This is a genomic window from Roseiarcus fermentans (assembly GCF_003315135.1).
GTDB lineage: Bacteria > Pseudomonadota > Alphaproteobacteria > Rhizobiales > Beijerinckiaceae > Roseiarcus > Roseiarcus fermentans.
On the sequence record NZ_QNRK01000021.1, the window covers coordinates 12,132 to 27,442 of the forward strand.

General features: G+C 66.5%; 11 protein-coding genes. 6 read left to right on the forward strand and 5 right to left on the reverse strand.

Features of this window, described 5'->3' with window-relative positions:
• Positions 1-310 precede the first annotated feature (310 nt).
• Positions 311-526, forward strand: coding sequence for a GCG_CRPN prefix-to-repeats domain-containing protein (locus DFR50_RS18140; protein WP_113890680.1), 216 nt, complete (start codon positions 311-313; stop codon positions 524-526).
• A gap of 93 nt (positions 527-619) precedes the next feature.
• Positions 620-1,732 (forward strand): hypothetical protein, encoded by a 1,113-nt coding sequence (locus DFR50_RS18145; protein ID WP_113890681.1) that lies wholly within the window; start codon positions 620-622, stop codon positions 1,730-1,732.
• Between the two features lie 38 nt (positions 1,733-1,770).
• On the opposite strand, the gene guaB is transcribed toward DFR50_RS18145, so the two are convergent.
• On the reverse strand, positions 1,771-3,261 hold the full coding sequence (guaB, locus tag DFR50_RS18150) for an IMP dehydrogenase (protein WP_113890775.1): 1,491 nt from the start codon (positions 3,259-3,261) through the stop codon (positions 1,771-1,773).
• A 340-nt stretch (positions 3,262-3,601) separates the two neighbouring features.
• On the opposite strand from guaB, the gene DFR50_RS18155 reads away from it, so the two are divergent.
• From DFR50_RS18155 to DFR50_RS18165, 3 genes are all read left to right on the forward strand, one after another.
• A complete protein-coding gene (locus tag DFR50_RS18155) occupies positions 3,602-4,645 on the forward strand; it encodes a linear amide C-N hydrolase (protein WP_113890682.1) in 1,044 nt (347 codons plus the stop codon).
• A gap of 719 nt (positions 4,646-5,364) precedes the next feature.
• Entirely contained in the window at positions 5,365-6,807 is a 1,443-nt protein-coding gene (fumC, locus tag DFR50_RS18160) for a class II fumarate hydratase (protein ID WP_113890683.1), read from the forward strand.
• The gene (locus tag DFR50_RS18165) at positions 6,800-8,467 is read left to right on the forward strand and encodes an NAD-dependent malic enzyme (protein ID WP_113890684.1); all 1,668 of its coding nucleotides are present in this window, start codon (positions 6,800-6,802) and stop codon (positions 8,465-8,467) included. The genes fumC and DFR50_RS18165 overlap by 8 nt, the downstream gene beginning before the upstream one ends.
• A 206-nt stretch (positions 8,468-8,673) precedes the next feature.
• On the opposite strand, the gene DFR50_RS18170 is transcribed toward DFR50_RS18165, so the two are convergent.
• On the reverse strand, positions 8,674-9,759 hold the full coding sequence (locus DFR50_RS18170; protein ID WP_113890685.1) for an aromatic ring-hydroxylating oxygenase subunit alpha: 1,086 nt from the start codon (positions 9,757-9,759) through the stop codon (positions 8,674-8,676).
• A gap of 120 nt (positions 9,760-9,879) precedes the next feature.
• Positions 9,880-10,863: a PDR/VanB family oxidoreductase gene (locus DFR50_RS18175; protein ID WP_210208961.1), complete on the reverse strand. Its 984-nt coding sequence runs from the start codon at positions 10,861-10,863 to the stop codon at positions 9,880-9,882.
• 249 nt (positions 10,864-11,112) lie between these two features.
• Here DFR50_RS18175 and DFR50_RS33365 point away from each other — a divergent pair, with 249 nt between their 5' ends.
• The gene (locus tag DFR50_RS33365; protein ID WP_210208962.1) at positions 11,113-12,906 is read left to right on the forward strand and encodes a sigma-54-dependent Fis family transcriptional regulator; all 1,794 of its coding nucleotides are present in this window, start codon (positions 11,113-11,115) and stop codon (positions 12,904-12,906) included.
• Positions 12,907-13,095: 189 nt separating this feature from the next.
• Here DFR50_RS33365 and DFR50_RS18185 read toward each other — a convergent pair whose 3' ends face one another.
• Positions 13,096-14,244 carry an amidohydrolase gene (locus DFR50_RS18185; protein WP_113890686.1) on the reverse strand — a complete coding sequence of 383 codons (1,149 nt, stop codon included), beginning with the start codon at positions 14,242-14,244 and terminating at the stop codon, positions 13,096-13,098.
• Between the two features lie 467 nt (positions 14,245-14,711).
• Complete coding sequence (locus DFR50_RS18190; RefSeq protein ID WP_113890687.1) at positions 14,712-15,152, reverse strand: hypothetical protein; 441 nt, start codon at positions 15,150-15,152, stop codon at positions 14,712-14,714.
• Positions 15,153-15,311 lie beyond the last annotated feature (159 nt).

Below are 15,311 nucleotides of genomic sequence, written 5' to 3' on the forward strand. Positions count from 1 at the left end.
TTCCGCGAGCGCCCAATCCGCGAAGCGGCCGGCGAGTCCCAGCCGATCGCGGCGACGGGGCTCCTGTCGGACCCGGCCCTTCCAAGACGCGAACGCCCTTTCGCACCGCCTTCGGCCGCGGATTCCCGGCGCCGGCCGCGAGCGAGCCCGCGGGGCCGGCAGGCCAGCGCCAAACCAGGGAAATTATCAACGGCGACAGCGACTGGCGCGGCGCGGAATTGTGAGGTAGCAAGTTTGACTGGCTGGCGCCTTTGTTTCGCCCTCCGGTGGCAGGCCGCGTCGCGGCCGGCGTGGTCCAAGGGAGGTGTTCATGAAGAGGGTGCAGTCCGGAATCCTGGGCGCGGTGATCGCCGCGGCCATCGTGTCCGCGTTGACGCCGGCGTTCGCGCTGGGCGGATGCGGCAGGAACTTCCACCGCAATGCGGCGGGCGTGTGCGTGCGCGGCGGCCAGAACGAGGACTATTGCTTGCGGACCCGCGGCCATACGGCGACCCGGATGCCCGACGGAAGGATGCGCTGCCTGTAAGACTCGTCCACCGCGCGATCCGGTCGCGCGGCGTTTCCCGATCCTGCGCCGGACCGTCCGCGCCCGGCGCTCCCTCGCGACAACGGCGGCCCCATGATCCGCCCCTTCCCGGCTCTTCTGGCCCTCTGTGCGGCAAGCCTTCCGGCGGCCGCCGCCGAGGCCCCTCCGGCGGGGCTCACGCTCGGAACCGACAGCGTCGCCATCCCCTTCGCCAACGCCGCCCCGGACGGCGGCCCGCTGACGGGGTCGCCGAGGATTCTCGTGCGGTTCGACGGCGGCAGGGCGACCGCCTTCATCATGGACACCGGCTCGCAGGGCGTCGTGGTGTCGAGGGACGTCTGGAGCCCGCCGCCGGGCGCCCCGGCGCTCCGGCCCGGACACATCGTCTACACGAGCAGCGGCGTCGTCCTCAGCGGCTCCTTCTACGATGCGGCGCTCGCCATCGGGTCCGGCGCCGCGACCGCCGTCCTGCGGGTCCCGGCGCTCGTGGTCGACCGCCAGGGCTGCAGGCCGCGCGCCCGCGCCTGCGTCCCGCACGGGAACGCGGCCCACGTCGCCATGTTCGGAGTGGGCTTCGGACAGGAGGGCGCCGGGCAGCCGGAGGGCGCGCCGCCGACCAATCCGTTCCTCAACGTCGTCAGCATCAACGGCCGACCCGTGACGCTCGCGGCCAGGGGCTACGTGATCACGCCGCACGGCGTGACGCTCGGTCTCACCCGCGACAACACGGCGGGCTTCCGCTTCGCGGCGCTCGAGCGGGACGAAGCCGGCGGCGACTGGAGACCGATCCGCGCGACGATCACGGTGAACGGCGTCTCCGGCCCGGCGACGGTCCTGAACGACACCGGCATCCGGTACATGTATCTGAGGCCGCCGCCCGGCGCGGACGTCCGCACCGTGCCGGAGGCGGAGGCGCCCCTCGCCTGCGTGCGATTCAAGCCTTGCGCCGCGGCGGGGACGAGGATCCGCGTCGCCTTCGGCGACCCTTCCGCGCCTGCGCTCGTTTACGACGTGGCCATCGGCCGGGACGGGCTCCCGGACCCCGACGCCGCGGCCCCGGAATGGGTCACCGTCCTCAACGAAAGACCCGAGGGCTTCGTCAACACAGGCTATCACTTCTTCAACGCGTACAGCTACCTGTACGACGACGCCGACGGCTACGTCGGCTTCAGGGCCAACCCGGAGCGCGAGCCGGGGCGCCGGTGACCGGCGCCGCCGCCCCGGCGGCTTGTTTGGAGGCCGTCCTAAACCCCCGTCGGATGATAGTTCGGGCTCTCGCGGGTGATCGCGACGTCGTGGACGTGGCTTTCGCGCAAGCCCGCGTTGGTGATGCGCATGAACCGCGCCTTCTTCTGGAACACCGGGATGGTCTCGGCGCCGACGTAGCCCATGGCGGCGCGCAAGCCGCCCGCGAGCTGGTGCAGGATCGCCCCGACCGGGCCGCGGTAGGGAACCTGGCCCTCGACGCCCTCGGGCACCAGCTTCATCTGGTCCTTCACGTCCTGCTGGAAATAGCGGTCGGCCGAGCCCCGCCCCATCGCGGCGATCGAGCCCATGCCGCGGTAGCTCTTGTACGAGCGGCCCTGGTAGAGGAACACCTCGCCCGGGCTCTCGTCGGTGCCGGCGAGCAGCGAGCCGATCATCACGCAATCCGCCCCGCCGGCGATCGCCTTGGCGAGGTCGCCGGAATACTTGATGCCGCCGTCGGCGATCACCGGCACGCCCGCGGCCCTACCCGCCTCGGCCGCCTCGAGGATGGCGGTCAGTTGCGGCACGCCGACGCCGGCCACGATCCGGGTGGTGCAGATCGACCCCGGCCCGATGCCGACCTTGATCGCGTCCGCGCCCGCGTCGATCAGCGCCTGGGCGCCCTCGCGGGTGGCGACGTTGCCGGCGATCACCGCGACCTTGTTGGTGGCGCGCTGGATGCGGCGGACCTGTTCGAGCACGTGCTCGGAATGCCCGTGCGCAGTGTCGACGACGAGGCAGTCGACGCCGGCCGCCATCAGGAGCTCCGCCCGGGCGAAGCCCTTGTCGCCCACCGTGGTCGCGGCCGCCACCCTGAGCCGGCCATCCAGGTCCTTGGCGGCGTTGGGATGGGCGGTCGCCTTTTCGATGTCCTTGACGGTGACGAGGCCGACGCAGCGGCCCGCCCCGTCGACCACCACCAGCTTCTCGATCCGGTGGTGGTGCAGCAGGCGGCGCGCCTCGTCGCGGGTGACCCCCTCGCCGACCGTGATCACCTTACGGGTCATCAGTTCGGTCACCGGCTGGCGCGGATCCTCGGCGAAGCGCACGTCGCGGTTGGTGAGGATGCCGATCAGCTTGCCGGGCTTGCCGTCCGGGCCGGGCTCGACCACCGGAATGCCCGAGATGGAGGCGCGCCGCATGACGGCGAGCGCGTCGGCGAGAGTCGCGTCGGGGAAAATGGTGATCGGGTCGATCACCATGCCGCTCTCGAACCGCTTGACTTTGCGAACCTCCTCGGCCTGGTCGGCGGGGTCGAGGTTGCGGTGAATGACGCCGATGCCGCCCTCCTGCGCCATGGCGATGGCGAGACGGGCCTCGGTCACCGTGTCCATGGCCGATGAGACGATCGGCAGGTTGAGCGGGATCGTACGGGTGAGGCGGGCGGCGATGCTGACGCCGCTCGGCATCACGGTCGAATGGCCGGGCCTCAGGAGGACGTCGTCGAACGCCAGACCCTCGGGGAAGCCGCTCATCCCATCCGCCATCGCCATGATCCTCTTCGGGTGCGCGGGGACTCGGCCGCCGCGTGCATGGCGCGGCTGCCTACCACGGCGCGGCGGAAGTTCCTATAGCGCGGCGCGGTTCTGCCCGGGAGGAGGGAAGCGCCCGCCGCAATCCCCGCGCAACCTCAGGCCGGCGCAAAAAAGAGGCGGCTTCGATCCAGCAGGCGGGGTGCGCTGCGCAACGCCGATCGTCTTCGGGACGAAATGGGTAGATTCCGAGGCTACCGTCGAGAGGCGCTGTCTCACACCCTGTTCCTCTACACAGCCAGCCGCGGAGACTCGCCAATGCGCGCGGCGTTCCGACGAGGCCCAGGAGATAGCAATGTCGATCCAATCACGCCTGGCGGCCACGGCCGCTGCCAGTCTCATCGCCTCGTCTCCCGTCCTCGCCTGCTCGCGGGTGACCTATATCGGCCCGGACAATACGGTCCTGACCGGTCGGTCGATGGACTGGATGGTCCCGCTTCACTCCAATCTCTGGGTCTTCCCGGAAGGTCTGGAGCGCAATGGCGCGGACGGTCGAAACTCGCTGACCTGGACGTCCAAATACGGCAGCGTGGTCACAGCCGCCTATGACGCTGCAACGACGGACGGAATGAACGAAAAAGGCCTCGTCGCCAGTCTGCTCTATCTCTCGTCAGCCGAGTATTCGATCCCCGATCCGGCGAAACGCGCCCTGTCGATCGCGGGTTGGCCACAATATGTCCTCGACACCTACGCCACGGTCGACGAGGCCGTCGCGGGACTCGAAGCGGCGCCTTTCCAGGTTCTTCCGCCAGCCATGCCGGGCGGTTATGCGCCGACCATGCATCTGGCGATATCGGACGCCTCGGGCGACTCGGCCATTTTCGAATATATCCACGGCAAACTCGTCGTGCATCACAGCAAGCTCTACGCAGTGATGACCAACGAGCCTGCCTTCGATCAGCAGCTCGCGCTCGACGCCTACTGGAAAGACATCGGCGGCGCAGCGATGCTTCCGGGAACGGACCGGCCGGCCGACCGCTTTGTCCGCGCGAGCTACTATCTCAGCCAGGCGCCGCAGACCTCCGACCCGCTGAAATCCGTCGCCGCCATGTTCAGCATCATCCGGGACGTGTCCGTGCCGATGGGCGTGACCAAGCCCGGCTCGCCCAATATCGCTCCGACATTGTGGCGGACGGTCTCCGACCAGAAGAGCCGCCAGTACTACTTCGAATCGACGTCGAGTCCGAACATCTTCTGGGTCGACATGTCGAAGCTGAACCTGGCGGCGGGACAGCCGACCGAGACGTTGAACGTCGACTCCGGAGAATTCTACGCCGGCGAGACATCGGCGCGATTCAAACCGGCGACGGCTTTTGACTTCCTTCCGGTAGCCCGTTGATCGGCTCGGAGCGGCGGCGCGACCGGGCGCACAAGAGTCCGTCTTAAGCGTTCATACGGGATCGCCTGACCCTCTCAACTTAAGCCTGACGCAGGCAAGGCGCACAAACACAAGCGCCTTGCTATTGAGGGTTTGCCCGCCTTCGGCGTCGTTCATGCTGCGCCGACGGTCTCTCGCCGACCCGCCGCTTCGGCAGGATGACGAAAGCCTGCGCTCGGCCCTGCGTGTCGACGGCAATGTGACGCGTCTTGCCGCTTCCTGCCAGCGTCGCATCCCGGCGGATCTTGGACTCCCTTGTCCGGCGCTCACGTGAATCAGAAACGAGTCGCAAAGGCCAACGTCTGATCGGACAGACGCTAACATCGGCCGAGGATGAGGCAGGCTTAAGACCCCGCCAGGAGTCGGCCTCGCAAGGAGTGGCCGGACGTGTAGTGTTGGCGTCAATTGTAGCGCAGGTAGATTCTGAGGCTTCCGTTTCCAACCCAAGCGTGTCTAGTGGCTTGCCCTTGGTCCTCCGCTCCGAGCGCGACAATTTTGATGTCGTCGTGGACGAAATGAACTTTTGTTCGCCGCAATAAAATCTGAGGGTCGAGTTACGGAAGCCGAAATCGACCTGTGCAGTCGGCGGAATAACCGCGGCACGATTAACCAATCCGGTTCGGCGCCTATCGAAGCACTCGAACGGCCGGCGCCCATGTTCGCCAGCGAGGAGACGTCAAGTGATTCCCATCAGGAAAGAGACCGATAGTCTTGGTGTTGTCGACGTCGCTGCAGACAGGCTCTGGGGCGCGCAAACCCAGCGCTCGCTCGAACATTTCAGCATTGGTCATGATCTCATTCCGAGGGAGATGATCACCGCCTATGCGACCTTGAAGAAGGCGGCGGCGATCGCCAACCATGACGGCAAACGGCTCGACGAGCGTCCGTTCACTCTGATTGTTCAGGTGTGCGACGAAATCCTCTCCGGTCAACACCACGATATGTTTCCGCTGCACGTCTGGATGACCGGCAGCGGTACACAGTTCAACATGAATATGAACGAAGTGATCTCGAATCGCTGCTGTCAGGTCGCCGGAACGCCGCTCGGCGGCAAGGCGCCGGTTCACCCCAACGATCACGTCAACATGGCGCAGTCGTCGAACGACTCGTTCCCCTCCGCCATGTGCATCGCGGCCGCCGTCAACGCGAAAACCCGTCTCGTCCCGGCGGTCGCCGCGCTTCGCGACGCCATCCAGAAAAACGCGACAGCGTGGGACGGCGTCATCAAGATCGGGCGCACGCACATGCAGGACGCCACGCCGCTGACGCTCGGCCAGGAGTGGTCGGGCTATGCGGGAATGTTGACGGACAACCTGGAGCGCATCGAGGATTCGCTCAAGGGGGTGTATCGCCTTGCGCTGGGCGGCACCGCTGTCGGCACCGGCATCAATTCGGCGCCGGGCTTCGCCGAAGCGGCCGCGGCCGAGATCGCGCGGCTGACCGGGCTGCCGTTCGTCACCGCGCCGAACAAATTCGCCGTTCAGGGCGCGCACGACGCATTGGTGCAGCTTTCGGGAACGCTGCGCACCCTCGCCGTCTCGCTCTACAAGATCGCCAACGACATTCGCCTCATGTCGTGCGGGCCTCGCGCCGGCTTCGCGGAATTGACGATTCCGGAGAACGAGCCGGGCTCCTCGATCATGCCGGGAAAGGTCAATCCCACGCAGTGCGAAGCGCTGACGATGGTTTCCGTCCAGGTGATGGCGAACGATGTTGCGGTCGGCTTCGGCGGCGCCGGCGGCTATCTCGAGATGAATGTCTACAAGCCGCTGATGATCTTCAACATCGCCCAGTCGATCACGATCCTCAGCGACAGCTGCACCAACTTCCGCAAGTTCCTGATCGAGGGAACCAAACCCAATCTCAAGAAGATCAACGAATACGTCGAGCGCTCGCTGATGCTGGTGACAGCGCTTTCGCCCGTCATCGGCTACGACAAGGCCTCTGAAATCGCGCACTTCGCGATGGACCATGATCTGACGCTGAAGGCCGCCGCGTTGCAGCTCGGATTTGTCACCGAGGCGGAATTCGACCGCGTCGTCGATCCCGCCAAAATGGTCCGCCCCAGCGTCACCCAACCGGAAGCGGCGCCGAACAAGCAGCCCGAACGTCAGCATGGATGAACCCGGCAAGCAACAAAATGGAGAGACGATCATGACGACGGCAAGGCATGGAATTGAGGCCCTCTGGGACCCGACCTTCAACAAATCGACCGCCTTCAGCGAAGCTGAAAAGCAGGCGCTCGGACTCGTCGGCCTGGTTCCCGACGTGACCGAGACGTTGGATCAGCAAATGAGCCGGGTGACGATGCAGCTCGGCCACAAGACCACCGATCTCGACCGCTACATCTATCTCGTCAACCTGCTGGACCATAGCGAGACGCTGTTCTATCGGGTCGTCATGTCCGATCCGGCGCACTTTCTGCCGATCGTCTACGATCCGACCATCGGCGAGGCCTGCCTCAAGTTCGGTCATATCTATCGGCAGGCGCGCGGCATGTATCTGTCGATGAATCGACGCGGCAAGGTCAAGGAGGTCCTCGAGAACTGGCCGCAGAAGGATGTCCGGTTCATCTGCGTCACCGACGGCGGCCGCATTCTCGGTCTTGGCGACCTCGGCGCCAACGGCGCCGGCATCCCGATCGGAAAGCTGCAGCTGTACACCGCATGCGCCGGCGTCCCGCCGCAGTATCTCATGCCGATGTATCTCGACGCCGGCACGAACAACGAGCAGTATCTGCACGATCCACTCTACCTGGGGATGCGCAAGACGCGCCCGTCCAAGGAAGAGCTCTTTTCGTTCGTGGACGAGTTCGTCGAGGCGGTGCAGGAGGTGTTCCCGAAGTGCTGCATCCACTTCGAGGATTGGACCGGCGTCGACGCTGTTCATCTGCTCCAGCGCTATCGCGACAAGTACTGCGTCTACAATGACGATGTGCAAGGCACGGCGGGCATCGTGCTCGCGGGCATGCTGAGCGCCGCCAAGCTGAAGGGAACGAAGCTCAGGGACGAGACCTACCTGTTTTTTGGCGCCGGTTCGGCCGGCATCGGTCTCGCGGGCCTGTTGTGTTCCGCGCTGGTCGCGCAGGGCATGACGCTGACGGAGGCGCAGTCCCGCGTCCATATGTTCGACCTCAACGGTCTCCTGGAATCAACGCGCACCGATCTGGTCGACTTCCAGATCCCCTATGCGCACAAGCACGCGCCGACCCGCGATTTCGTCGCCGCGATCGAAAGCATCAAGCCGACGACCATCATCGGCGTCAGCACGATTGGCGGCGCTTTCACCCAGAAAGTGATCGAGGCCATCGCCAAGATCAATGAGCGCCCGGTGGTCCTCGCCCTTTCCAACCCGACCGAACACGCCGAATGCACGGCCGAGCAGGCCTACGGCTGGTCAAAGGGCAAGGCGATCTATGCCGCCGGCGTCCCGTTCCCGCCGGTCCATCTCGCCGGCCAGACGTTCCTGCCGGGCCAGGCCAATAACTTCTACATCTTCCCGGCCATCGGCATGGCGGTGTTCGCCACGCAGGCGAAACGCGTCACCGACGAGATGTTCATCGAGGCGGCGAGCGCGGTCGCGGACCAGGTGCCGCCCGAGTTGCTGAAACAGGGCCTGCTTTACCCGCTCCAGGCGAACATTCTCGAGACCGAGATCCAGACTGCGGCGCGCGTTGCGAAGCTGGTGTTCGATCTGGGTCTGGCGCGCGTCGATCGGCCCGCCGACATGGTCGCGTTCATCCGCAGCCAGGTCTACAAGCCGGACTATCGGTCGGAGGCGTAGTCAAAGGCGGCTTGGACCCCTTCCGGCTGTTCGTGAAGGGCATCCGGGACGCCGGACGGTCTGGCGGGCGCCAAACCTGTCGGCGACCGCGCCGAACGCGCGTTGTCGTCCGGCCGGCGCAAGGGGAGCGCGAGCCCTCGACCCGTGGCCCGGAAAGGGCGCCGCCCGATCGTCGGACGGCGCCGCCTCCCCGGTCCCGGGACGAACTAGGCGCCGCCGTTCTCGTTCTCGATCAGCTTCTGGAGGAGACGGCGCACCTTCACCGGCGCGATGTCGTTGCTCATCAGAACCGGATCGAGCGAGAAGAAGTCGTTCGTCTGCATCTCGAGCTGGGTCGCCTCGATGATCGGGAAATCCTCGTCGACGAAGGCGTTGTGCATCGCCTGAATCTTGAAGGCGTTGAAGTCGCCGTCTTCCTCGATGTGATTGCGGCGGGTCGAGAACCAGTAGTGGGTCGTCGTTTCGGTTTCCGGGGTGGTCGTATGCAGGTCGTACTGGGCGACACAGTCGACCAGGTCCAGATTGCCCGGCCCCTGGATGGCGCCGACCGACAACTGGATGTTGGCGGGCTGGTGCCAGGTGATGTCGAAGAACATCCGCGCTTCCGCTTCCGGATCCGGCATGAACTTCGAGAAGATGTGCATCGCCGGGGTCTGTTTCCATTCCCAGCGCGCGTTGACGGTGCGTTCGCCTTCGACGACCGCCGGCACGATCGGGGAAAGCTGCCCGCGCGTGGTGATGATCTCGCCGTGGACATGGTCGATGTGGCTCAGGTCCATCACGTTGTCGATGATCAGCTCGTAATTCGCCTTCAGATACATGTAGGTATGGCCAACCCCGTTGGGGTGGCCGCGGTCGAGCGGGCTGTAGTCGGGCAAGAGCGCATAGTCGGGCGCCTCCTCCGCCATCCAGATCCAGATGTAGCCGTATTTCTCGACCAGCGGATAGGTGCGGACCTTGGCCGCCTTGGGAATGACGCCCGAACCGTGCGGATTATGGGTGCAGGCGCCGCCGGCGTCGAACCGCAGGGCGTGATAGATGCACGACACCTCGTCGCCGATCCGCTTGCCCAGATGCAGGGGCGCGAAACGGTGAGGGCAGCGGTCCTGCAACGCCGTCGGGGTTCCGTCCTGCTTGCGATAGATCAGTACGTTCGTACCGAGCAGCTTGCGGTGAAACAGCGCTTCCGGTCCGATTTCGGTCGAGAGCGCGGCGGCGTACCACGCCTTCAGCAGAAATGGCCGCCGCGCTTGCGCCGTCTGGTCCTCGTCGACTTTCACATGGGTATTCATGGCGTTTCCCTCCGTTTTGAACCGCTTCGCGAAAGCCTCGTGTCTGCGGGCTCGCGCGAAAGCCCCCGTCAAACCCGCGGCGGATGGGCCGCGAACGGACGCCGGGGTCGTCCGATCTCGTCAATAATCCAGGGTCAGTCGGGGCGTTCTCGCCCGCGAACAGCAGGGCGCGAACAGGCGATTGGCGGCGCGTTCCGCCTTGCCGAGGTAGTGGTCGCGATGGTCGGGAACGCCCTCGATCACCGGCAGCAGGCAGGTTCCGCAGACGCCCTGTTCGCAGGACAGCCGGATGTCGACCCCGGCGTCCAGCAAGGCGCGCGCCGCGGTCGCGCCGGCCGGAACCCGGATGGTCCGGCCGGTCTTCGCCAGGAAGAGATCGAACGCCCCGTCAGCGGAGTGGTCGCCGCTGGCAGCGGCGAAATACTCGCAGTGGAGGCGCGTGTCGGGCCAGCCGGCGGCGCGCGCGCCGCCGAGCACGGCGTCCATGAATCCGGTCGGCCCGCAGACGTAGAGCCGGCTGGCTGGCGGCGCCTCGGCCAAAATGCGCTCGAGATCGAATGCCTGCTCCGGCGCGCCGTCATCGAAATGCCAATGGACGCGCGCGGCGAACGGCGCGGCCGCGAGCCGTCGACGGAAGGCCGCCCGAGCCGGGGAGCGGACGGCGATATGGAGATCGAAACTGCGTCCGGCCCGCGCCAGGTGCTCGGCCATCGCCAGCAGCGGCGTGATGCCGATGCCTCCGGCGACGAGCAGGCTGTGACCGTCCTCGGCCAGGGGAAAGAGATTGCGCGGAGGTTTCGCGCGCAGCCGATCGCCGCGTTCGACCCGTTCGTGCATGTGACGCGAGCCGCCCCGCCCGTTCGGCTCCAGCAGGACGGCGATTTCGTACCCGCCGGCGTCGTGCGGGCCGTTGCACAGCGAATAGGAGCGCCGCTCGCCGTTCGCAACTTCGACCTCGATATGCGCCCCCGCGGCGAACGGCGGCAACGCCGCGCCGCCCTCGTTGCGTAGAACCAGCCGGACGATTCCGTCCGCCTCGTCAGATTTTTCGGCGACGATCAAAGTGAGCCAATCGGCCTCGACGGCTGCGCTGACCATTCCCATTGCCGCTCCTCCCGGACCGCGTCGCGACGATGTGTTCCCGTTCGCGAGAACTCTGCGTCCGCTGATCCGTGGAATTGCGAGAACCGTGCCAAGCGAGTTTTTCTCATGAAAACAATTAGTTAGCTTCCGGCCCAGCCGGCCGCCCGGTCCGTTCGCGCGCATTTATCGATATTTGGAGAAATATCGTCTTTTCTAATTCCTCATTTCATGAAACTCTTTCCGTCAGGCATGCGGGAGGAAAGACAGGCAATGTCGGGGCATCGTCCAGGCGGACGGCGCGGTCATGCGGCCGCCGCCGCCGCGAGCGAGCGCGACATCGCGCCGGGGGCCGCGCGCCGTTCCGGCGGGATCGATCCGGCGATGCGCGAGGAGCTGCATTTCTCGCCCGACGACGGCCATATCTTTCTCTACGGGCAGCGGATGCTGCTGTTTCACGCCGCCTCGATGGCCACGCTCCGGCGCGAATTGATCGAGCGGCTCGGCGGCGCCGCCGCCCGCGAGATCCTGACCCGTCTCGGCTACCAGCAGGGGTTCGAGGACGGCGTCCGGATCCGTGAGACCAACCGCGACCGTCCGGTGGAAGATTTGCTGGGGATGGGTCCGCGCCTGCGCGAAATGGAGGGCTTCGTTCTCAATCACCCGATCGACGCCATGGTGTGCGACGGCGATCGCGGCGCCTTCTGGGGCGACTACTTCTGGTCCTCGTCGTTCGAAGCGCAGGCGCAACTCGATCACGCCGGCCTCAGCGGCGAGCCGGCCTGCTGGATCATGGTGGGCTACGCCAACGGCTATTGCACCGCCGTCACCGGCATGCCGATCCTGTGGCGGGAGCTCGAATGCACCGCGATGGGCCACAGCCGGTGCCGCGTGGTCGGACGCGCCCTGTCCGACTGGCGCAATTTCGACGAGGAGGACACAGGCTTCGTGCAACTCGAGGCCGCCCCGCCCGGCCGTGTCGCCGGCGCCGACCGCACCGGCGTCCTCGACAATTTCATCGGCGCGTCGGCGGGATTCAAGGCGACCGTCGACCTCGTCAGGCGCGTGGCGCCGACCGACGCGACGGTCCTGTTCCTGGGCGAGAGCGGCGTCGGCAAGGAGCGCTTCGCCCGCGCGCTGCACGGCATGAGCGCGCGCGCGGACAAGCCGTTCATCGCGGTCAATTGCGCGGCCATTCCCGAGGCGCTGGTCGAGGCCGAATTGTTCGGCGTCGAAAAGGGCGCTTACACCGGCGCCGACCGGTCCCGTCCCGGCCGTTTCGAGCGCGCCGACGGCGGCGTGCTGTTCCTCGACGAGATCGCCAGCCTCCCCGCGCCGGCGCAGGGCAAGCTGCTGCGCGTCCTGCAGGAGCGCGAGATCGAGCGCGTCGGCGATGTCCGGGTGCGCAAGGTCGATGTCCGCATCATCGCGGCGGCCAACCAGGACCTGCGGGCCGAAGTCGCGGAAAAGCGCTTCCGCGCCGATCTGTTCTATCGGCTGAACGTCTATCCGGTTTCCATCCCGCCGCTCCGCGATCGGCGCGAGGACATTCCCCTGCTGGTGTCGCTGTTCACCCAGCGCTTCGCCAGCCGCCTGGGCAAGCGGATCGCCGGCTTCACCCGCCGCGCGCATCGCGCGCTGTGGTTCTACGACTGGCCGGGCAATGTCCGGGAGCTGGAAAACCTGATCGAGCGCGCCGTGATCCTGTGCGACGAAGGCGCGCCGATCGATGTGCGTCATCTCTTCAGGGGCGGCGAAACGCTCAACTTCACCGTCTTCAACCTCGACAAGGACGGCGCGCTGGCCGCCGCCGGCGGCGCCGGCGCGATGTCCCCCCAACCGGCCAAGGGCCGGCTGGCCGAAGCCGTTCTCGAGGATTTCCAGTCTTTCGAAGCGCTCGAAGCCGATCTGCTGAGCCTGGCGATGGAGCGCAACGGCGGCAATGTGTCCGCCGCCGCGCGTCTGCTCAAGATGGGACGCGGCCAGTTCGAATACCGGCTGAAAAAACACCGCGGCGCGGCGCCGGGCGGAACCCGCGGTCGGGCGCAACCCGGGCGCCCCGGCTGAACGCGGAAGGCCGCCCGCCCGCCGAAGGCTTCATGGACGGCAATTCCCGACCTGGTTGTCCGCGAGGAGGGGACAGGGCGCGCCCTGGGAGCGACGGCGTCCCGCCGCCGGGGCGCCCGAGACGGGCGCCCTCCCGTTGAGCGCCGCGACCGCCGCTCGTGCACCCGGCCCGGGAGACGCCATGGGCGCTCAGCCGAGAAGGTCGCACAGCACGCGCAAAAAGACCCGCGCGCCGATCCCGATCAGCGCGTCGGGAAAGTCGTAGTCGGGATTGTGCAGGCCGGGACGGTCCTCGCCGGCGCCGAGCAGAAAGAGCGCCGACGGCGCCACGCGGCCGAACACGCCGAAGTCCTCGGACGCCAGCATGGGCTGGCCGGCCTCGCCGCGCGGAACGCCTTCCGCATCCAGCGCGGCGGCGAGGCGCGCGACCGCCGCGGGGGCGTTGACGCAGGCCGCGAAGGCGTCGGAATAACCGATTGTCGTCGCGAGGCTTTCCGCATCGGCGAGCCGCCGCGCGAGCGCCTCCGCCGCGGCGCGCAGCCGCTCCATGCGCGCGTCGGTCAGCGCCCGCAGCGTCGCCCACACTTCCGCCTCGCCCGGCGCGACGCCGAAGCTGCGCGCGCCCATCTCGGCGTGGGTGACGGTGACCATGGCGAAGCGCTCGTCGAGGGAGCCGCCCTTCCCGAGCGCGGTCAGGGCCGGCATCAGCGCGGCGAGCGCCGCCATCGGCGACACGCCCTGCCCCGGCATGCTGGCGTGCGCCGTCCGCCCCGTGAGCGTAAGTCGCATGCCGCGCGAAGCGCAGGCGACCGGGCCGGCTTTCAGCGCGGCGGTTCCGAGCGGCAGACCCGGCATGTTGTGCAGGGCGAAGCAGAAATCAGGGGCGATGTCGGAAAATTTTGGGTCGGCGAGCACGGCCTCGGCGCCCGAGCCGTCCTCCTCGGCCGGCTGGAACAGCAGCACGGCGCGACCGCGCTTCGGGCGCTCGGCGGCGAGCGCGCGCGCCACCCCGGCGAGGATCGCCATATGGCCGTCGTGGCCGCAGAGATGCGCGACCCCCGGCCGATCCGAACGGTGGGCGACGGTCGAGACCTCCTCGATCGGCAGCGCGTCGAGTTCGGCGCGAAGCAGGACGGTCGGGCCCGGCCCGGCGCCCTGGTAGACGAACGCGAGCCCATGGCCGCCGAGCCCCGTAACGATCCGGTCCGGCCGGGTCGGCGCGAGAAAGCGGCGAACCTCGCGCGCCGTCGCCTCTTCCCGGCCGGAGAGGTCTGGCGCGCGATGCAGGGCCTTGCGCCACGCCGCGAGCGCGCTGAGGTCGTCGCCGCTCAGAAGCATCGCGTGTCCCGGGTTTCCGCTGACTGGCGGGACGGAATACGCCGCAAGGAGGAGACAGACCAGTCGCGTTCAGCCGGCCAGCGGCTGAATCTTCACGGGGCTGGCAAACTTGGTGTCAGCGTCGTGATCAACATTAGCGAACGTTTGGACGAATTCGAAATAAGACATTGGCCCGCTCAATATACCGGTAAATCAGTGGGAGAGCGTACGTTATAAACGGCACTCAATTGTAGGTGAATCAATTCAGAAATTCCGACCCTTGATTAAGATAGCAATGAATTACCGCGTAATCACGCCAACAATGATTCGTGGCGAGAGATATTGGAGAAAATTCGTGAACTTGTTTGCGCTTTAACATTCGAAATGAAGGCCGCTGAGGAAACCTCTCCGGCCTATTTCTATGTTTATCAATTATTTCTTCTCAAGAATCACTTGCTCGTTTCCCGGAGCAGCGACTTTTCCACGCCTCAACATGCTATTGCGCGGGCAGTCTGCCGGGCGCGCGCGGCGCGCGTCCGCAAAGCCCCGGTCGTGGCGCCGTGCTTGGCGGCCAGGTCCAAGAACTCGAAGCCGGCGGCCAAATCAACAAGGAGATCAAGACTGGCGGACGGTATGGAACGTCGGAGCGCAGCCAGGCTCGACCGCGCCTCAAGGTAGCTGGAGTCGTCGCGAACTTCATCCCCGACAATGATGTATTTCGCCAGCAGCGATTTGGAATACCGGCTTCGGCGGGCAGCGCTGGCAACGACGCGGTCGACGTCGTCGGGAGGCGTATCGAGATTCCCGCCTTCAAGCAAGTGGTTCAGCCCTGCTTCCACGCCCCACGAAGTGGCATCCACGGACATGCGGCTATTGAGGTTTGATTGATGCGCGGCATAGGCGCGCCAAGAGAGCGGAATCTCCGCCATGGTCAGTCTTCCCATCTCTGTGCAGTCGCTCTTGACTGCGGGTGGCGGGCGACGGTGCTTTCCTCTTTCGGGATCCTTGGCCGGAGCGCTGTGTCCGGACCGAGGCGGTCGAAATCGTTGGGCACCGTCATTATGCCCGAATTCACAATACGTCCGCGG

Excerpts from the sequence above, each read along its gene's own strand:
- DFR50_RS18140 (WP_113890680.1), top strand. The coding sequence starts at position 311 with ATGAAGAGGGTGCAGTCCGGAATCCTGGGCGCGGTGATCGCCGCGGCC.
- DFR50_RS18145 (WP_113890681.1), top strand. The coding sequence starts at position 620 with ATGATCCGCCCCTTCCCGGCTCTTCTGGCCCTCTGTGCGGCAAGCCTT.
- guaB (WP_113890775.1), bottom strand. The coding sequence starts at position 3,261 with ATGGCGGATGGGATGAGCGGCTTCCCCGAGGGTCTGGCGTTCGACGAC.
- DFR50_RS18155 (WP_113890682.1), top strand. The coding sequence starts at position 3,602 with ATGTCGATCCAATCACGCCTGGCGGCCACGGCCGCTGCCAGTCTCATC.
- DFR50_RS18165 (WP_113890684.1), top strand. The coding sequence starts at position 6,800 with ATGGATGAACCCGGCAAGCAACAAAATGGAGAGACGATCATGACGACG.
- DFR50_RS18170 (WP_113890685.1), bottom strand. The coding sequence starts at position 9,759 with ATGAATACCCATGTGAAAGTCGACGAGGACCAGACGGCGCAAGCGCGG.
- DFR50_RS18175 (WP_210208961.1), bottom strand. The coding sequence starts at position 10,863 with ATGGGAATGGTCAGCGCAGCCGTCGAGGCCGATTGGCTCACTTTGATC.
- DFR50_RS33365 (WP_210208962.1), top strand. The coding sequence starts at position 11,113 with ATGTCGGGGCATCGTCCAGGCGGACGGCGCGGTCATGCGGCCGCCGCC.
- DFR50_RS18185 (WP_113890686.1), bottom strand. The coding sequence starts at position 14,244 with ATGCTTCTGAGCGGCGACGACCTCAGCGCGCTCGCGGCGTGGCGCAAG.
- DFR50_RS18190 (WP_113890687.1), bottom strand. The coding sequence starts at position 15,152 with ATGGCGGAGATTCCGCTCTCTTGGCGCGCCTATGCCGCGCATCAATCA.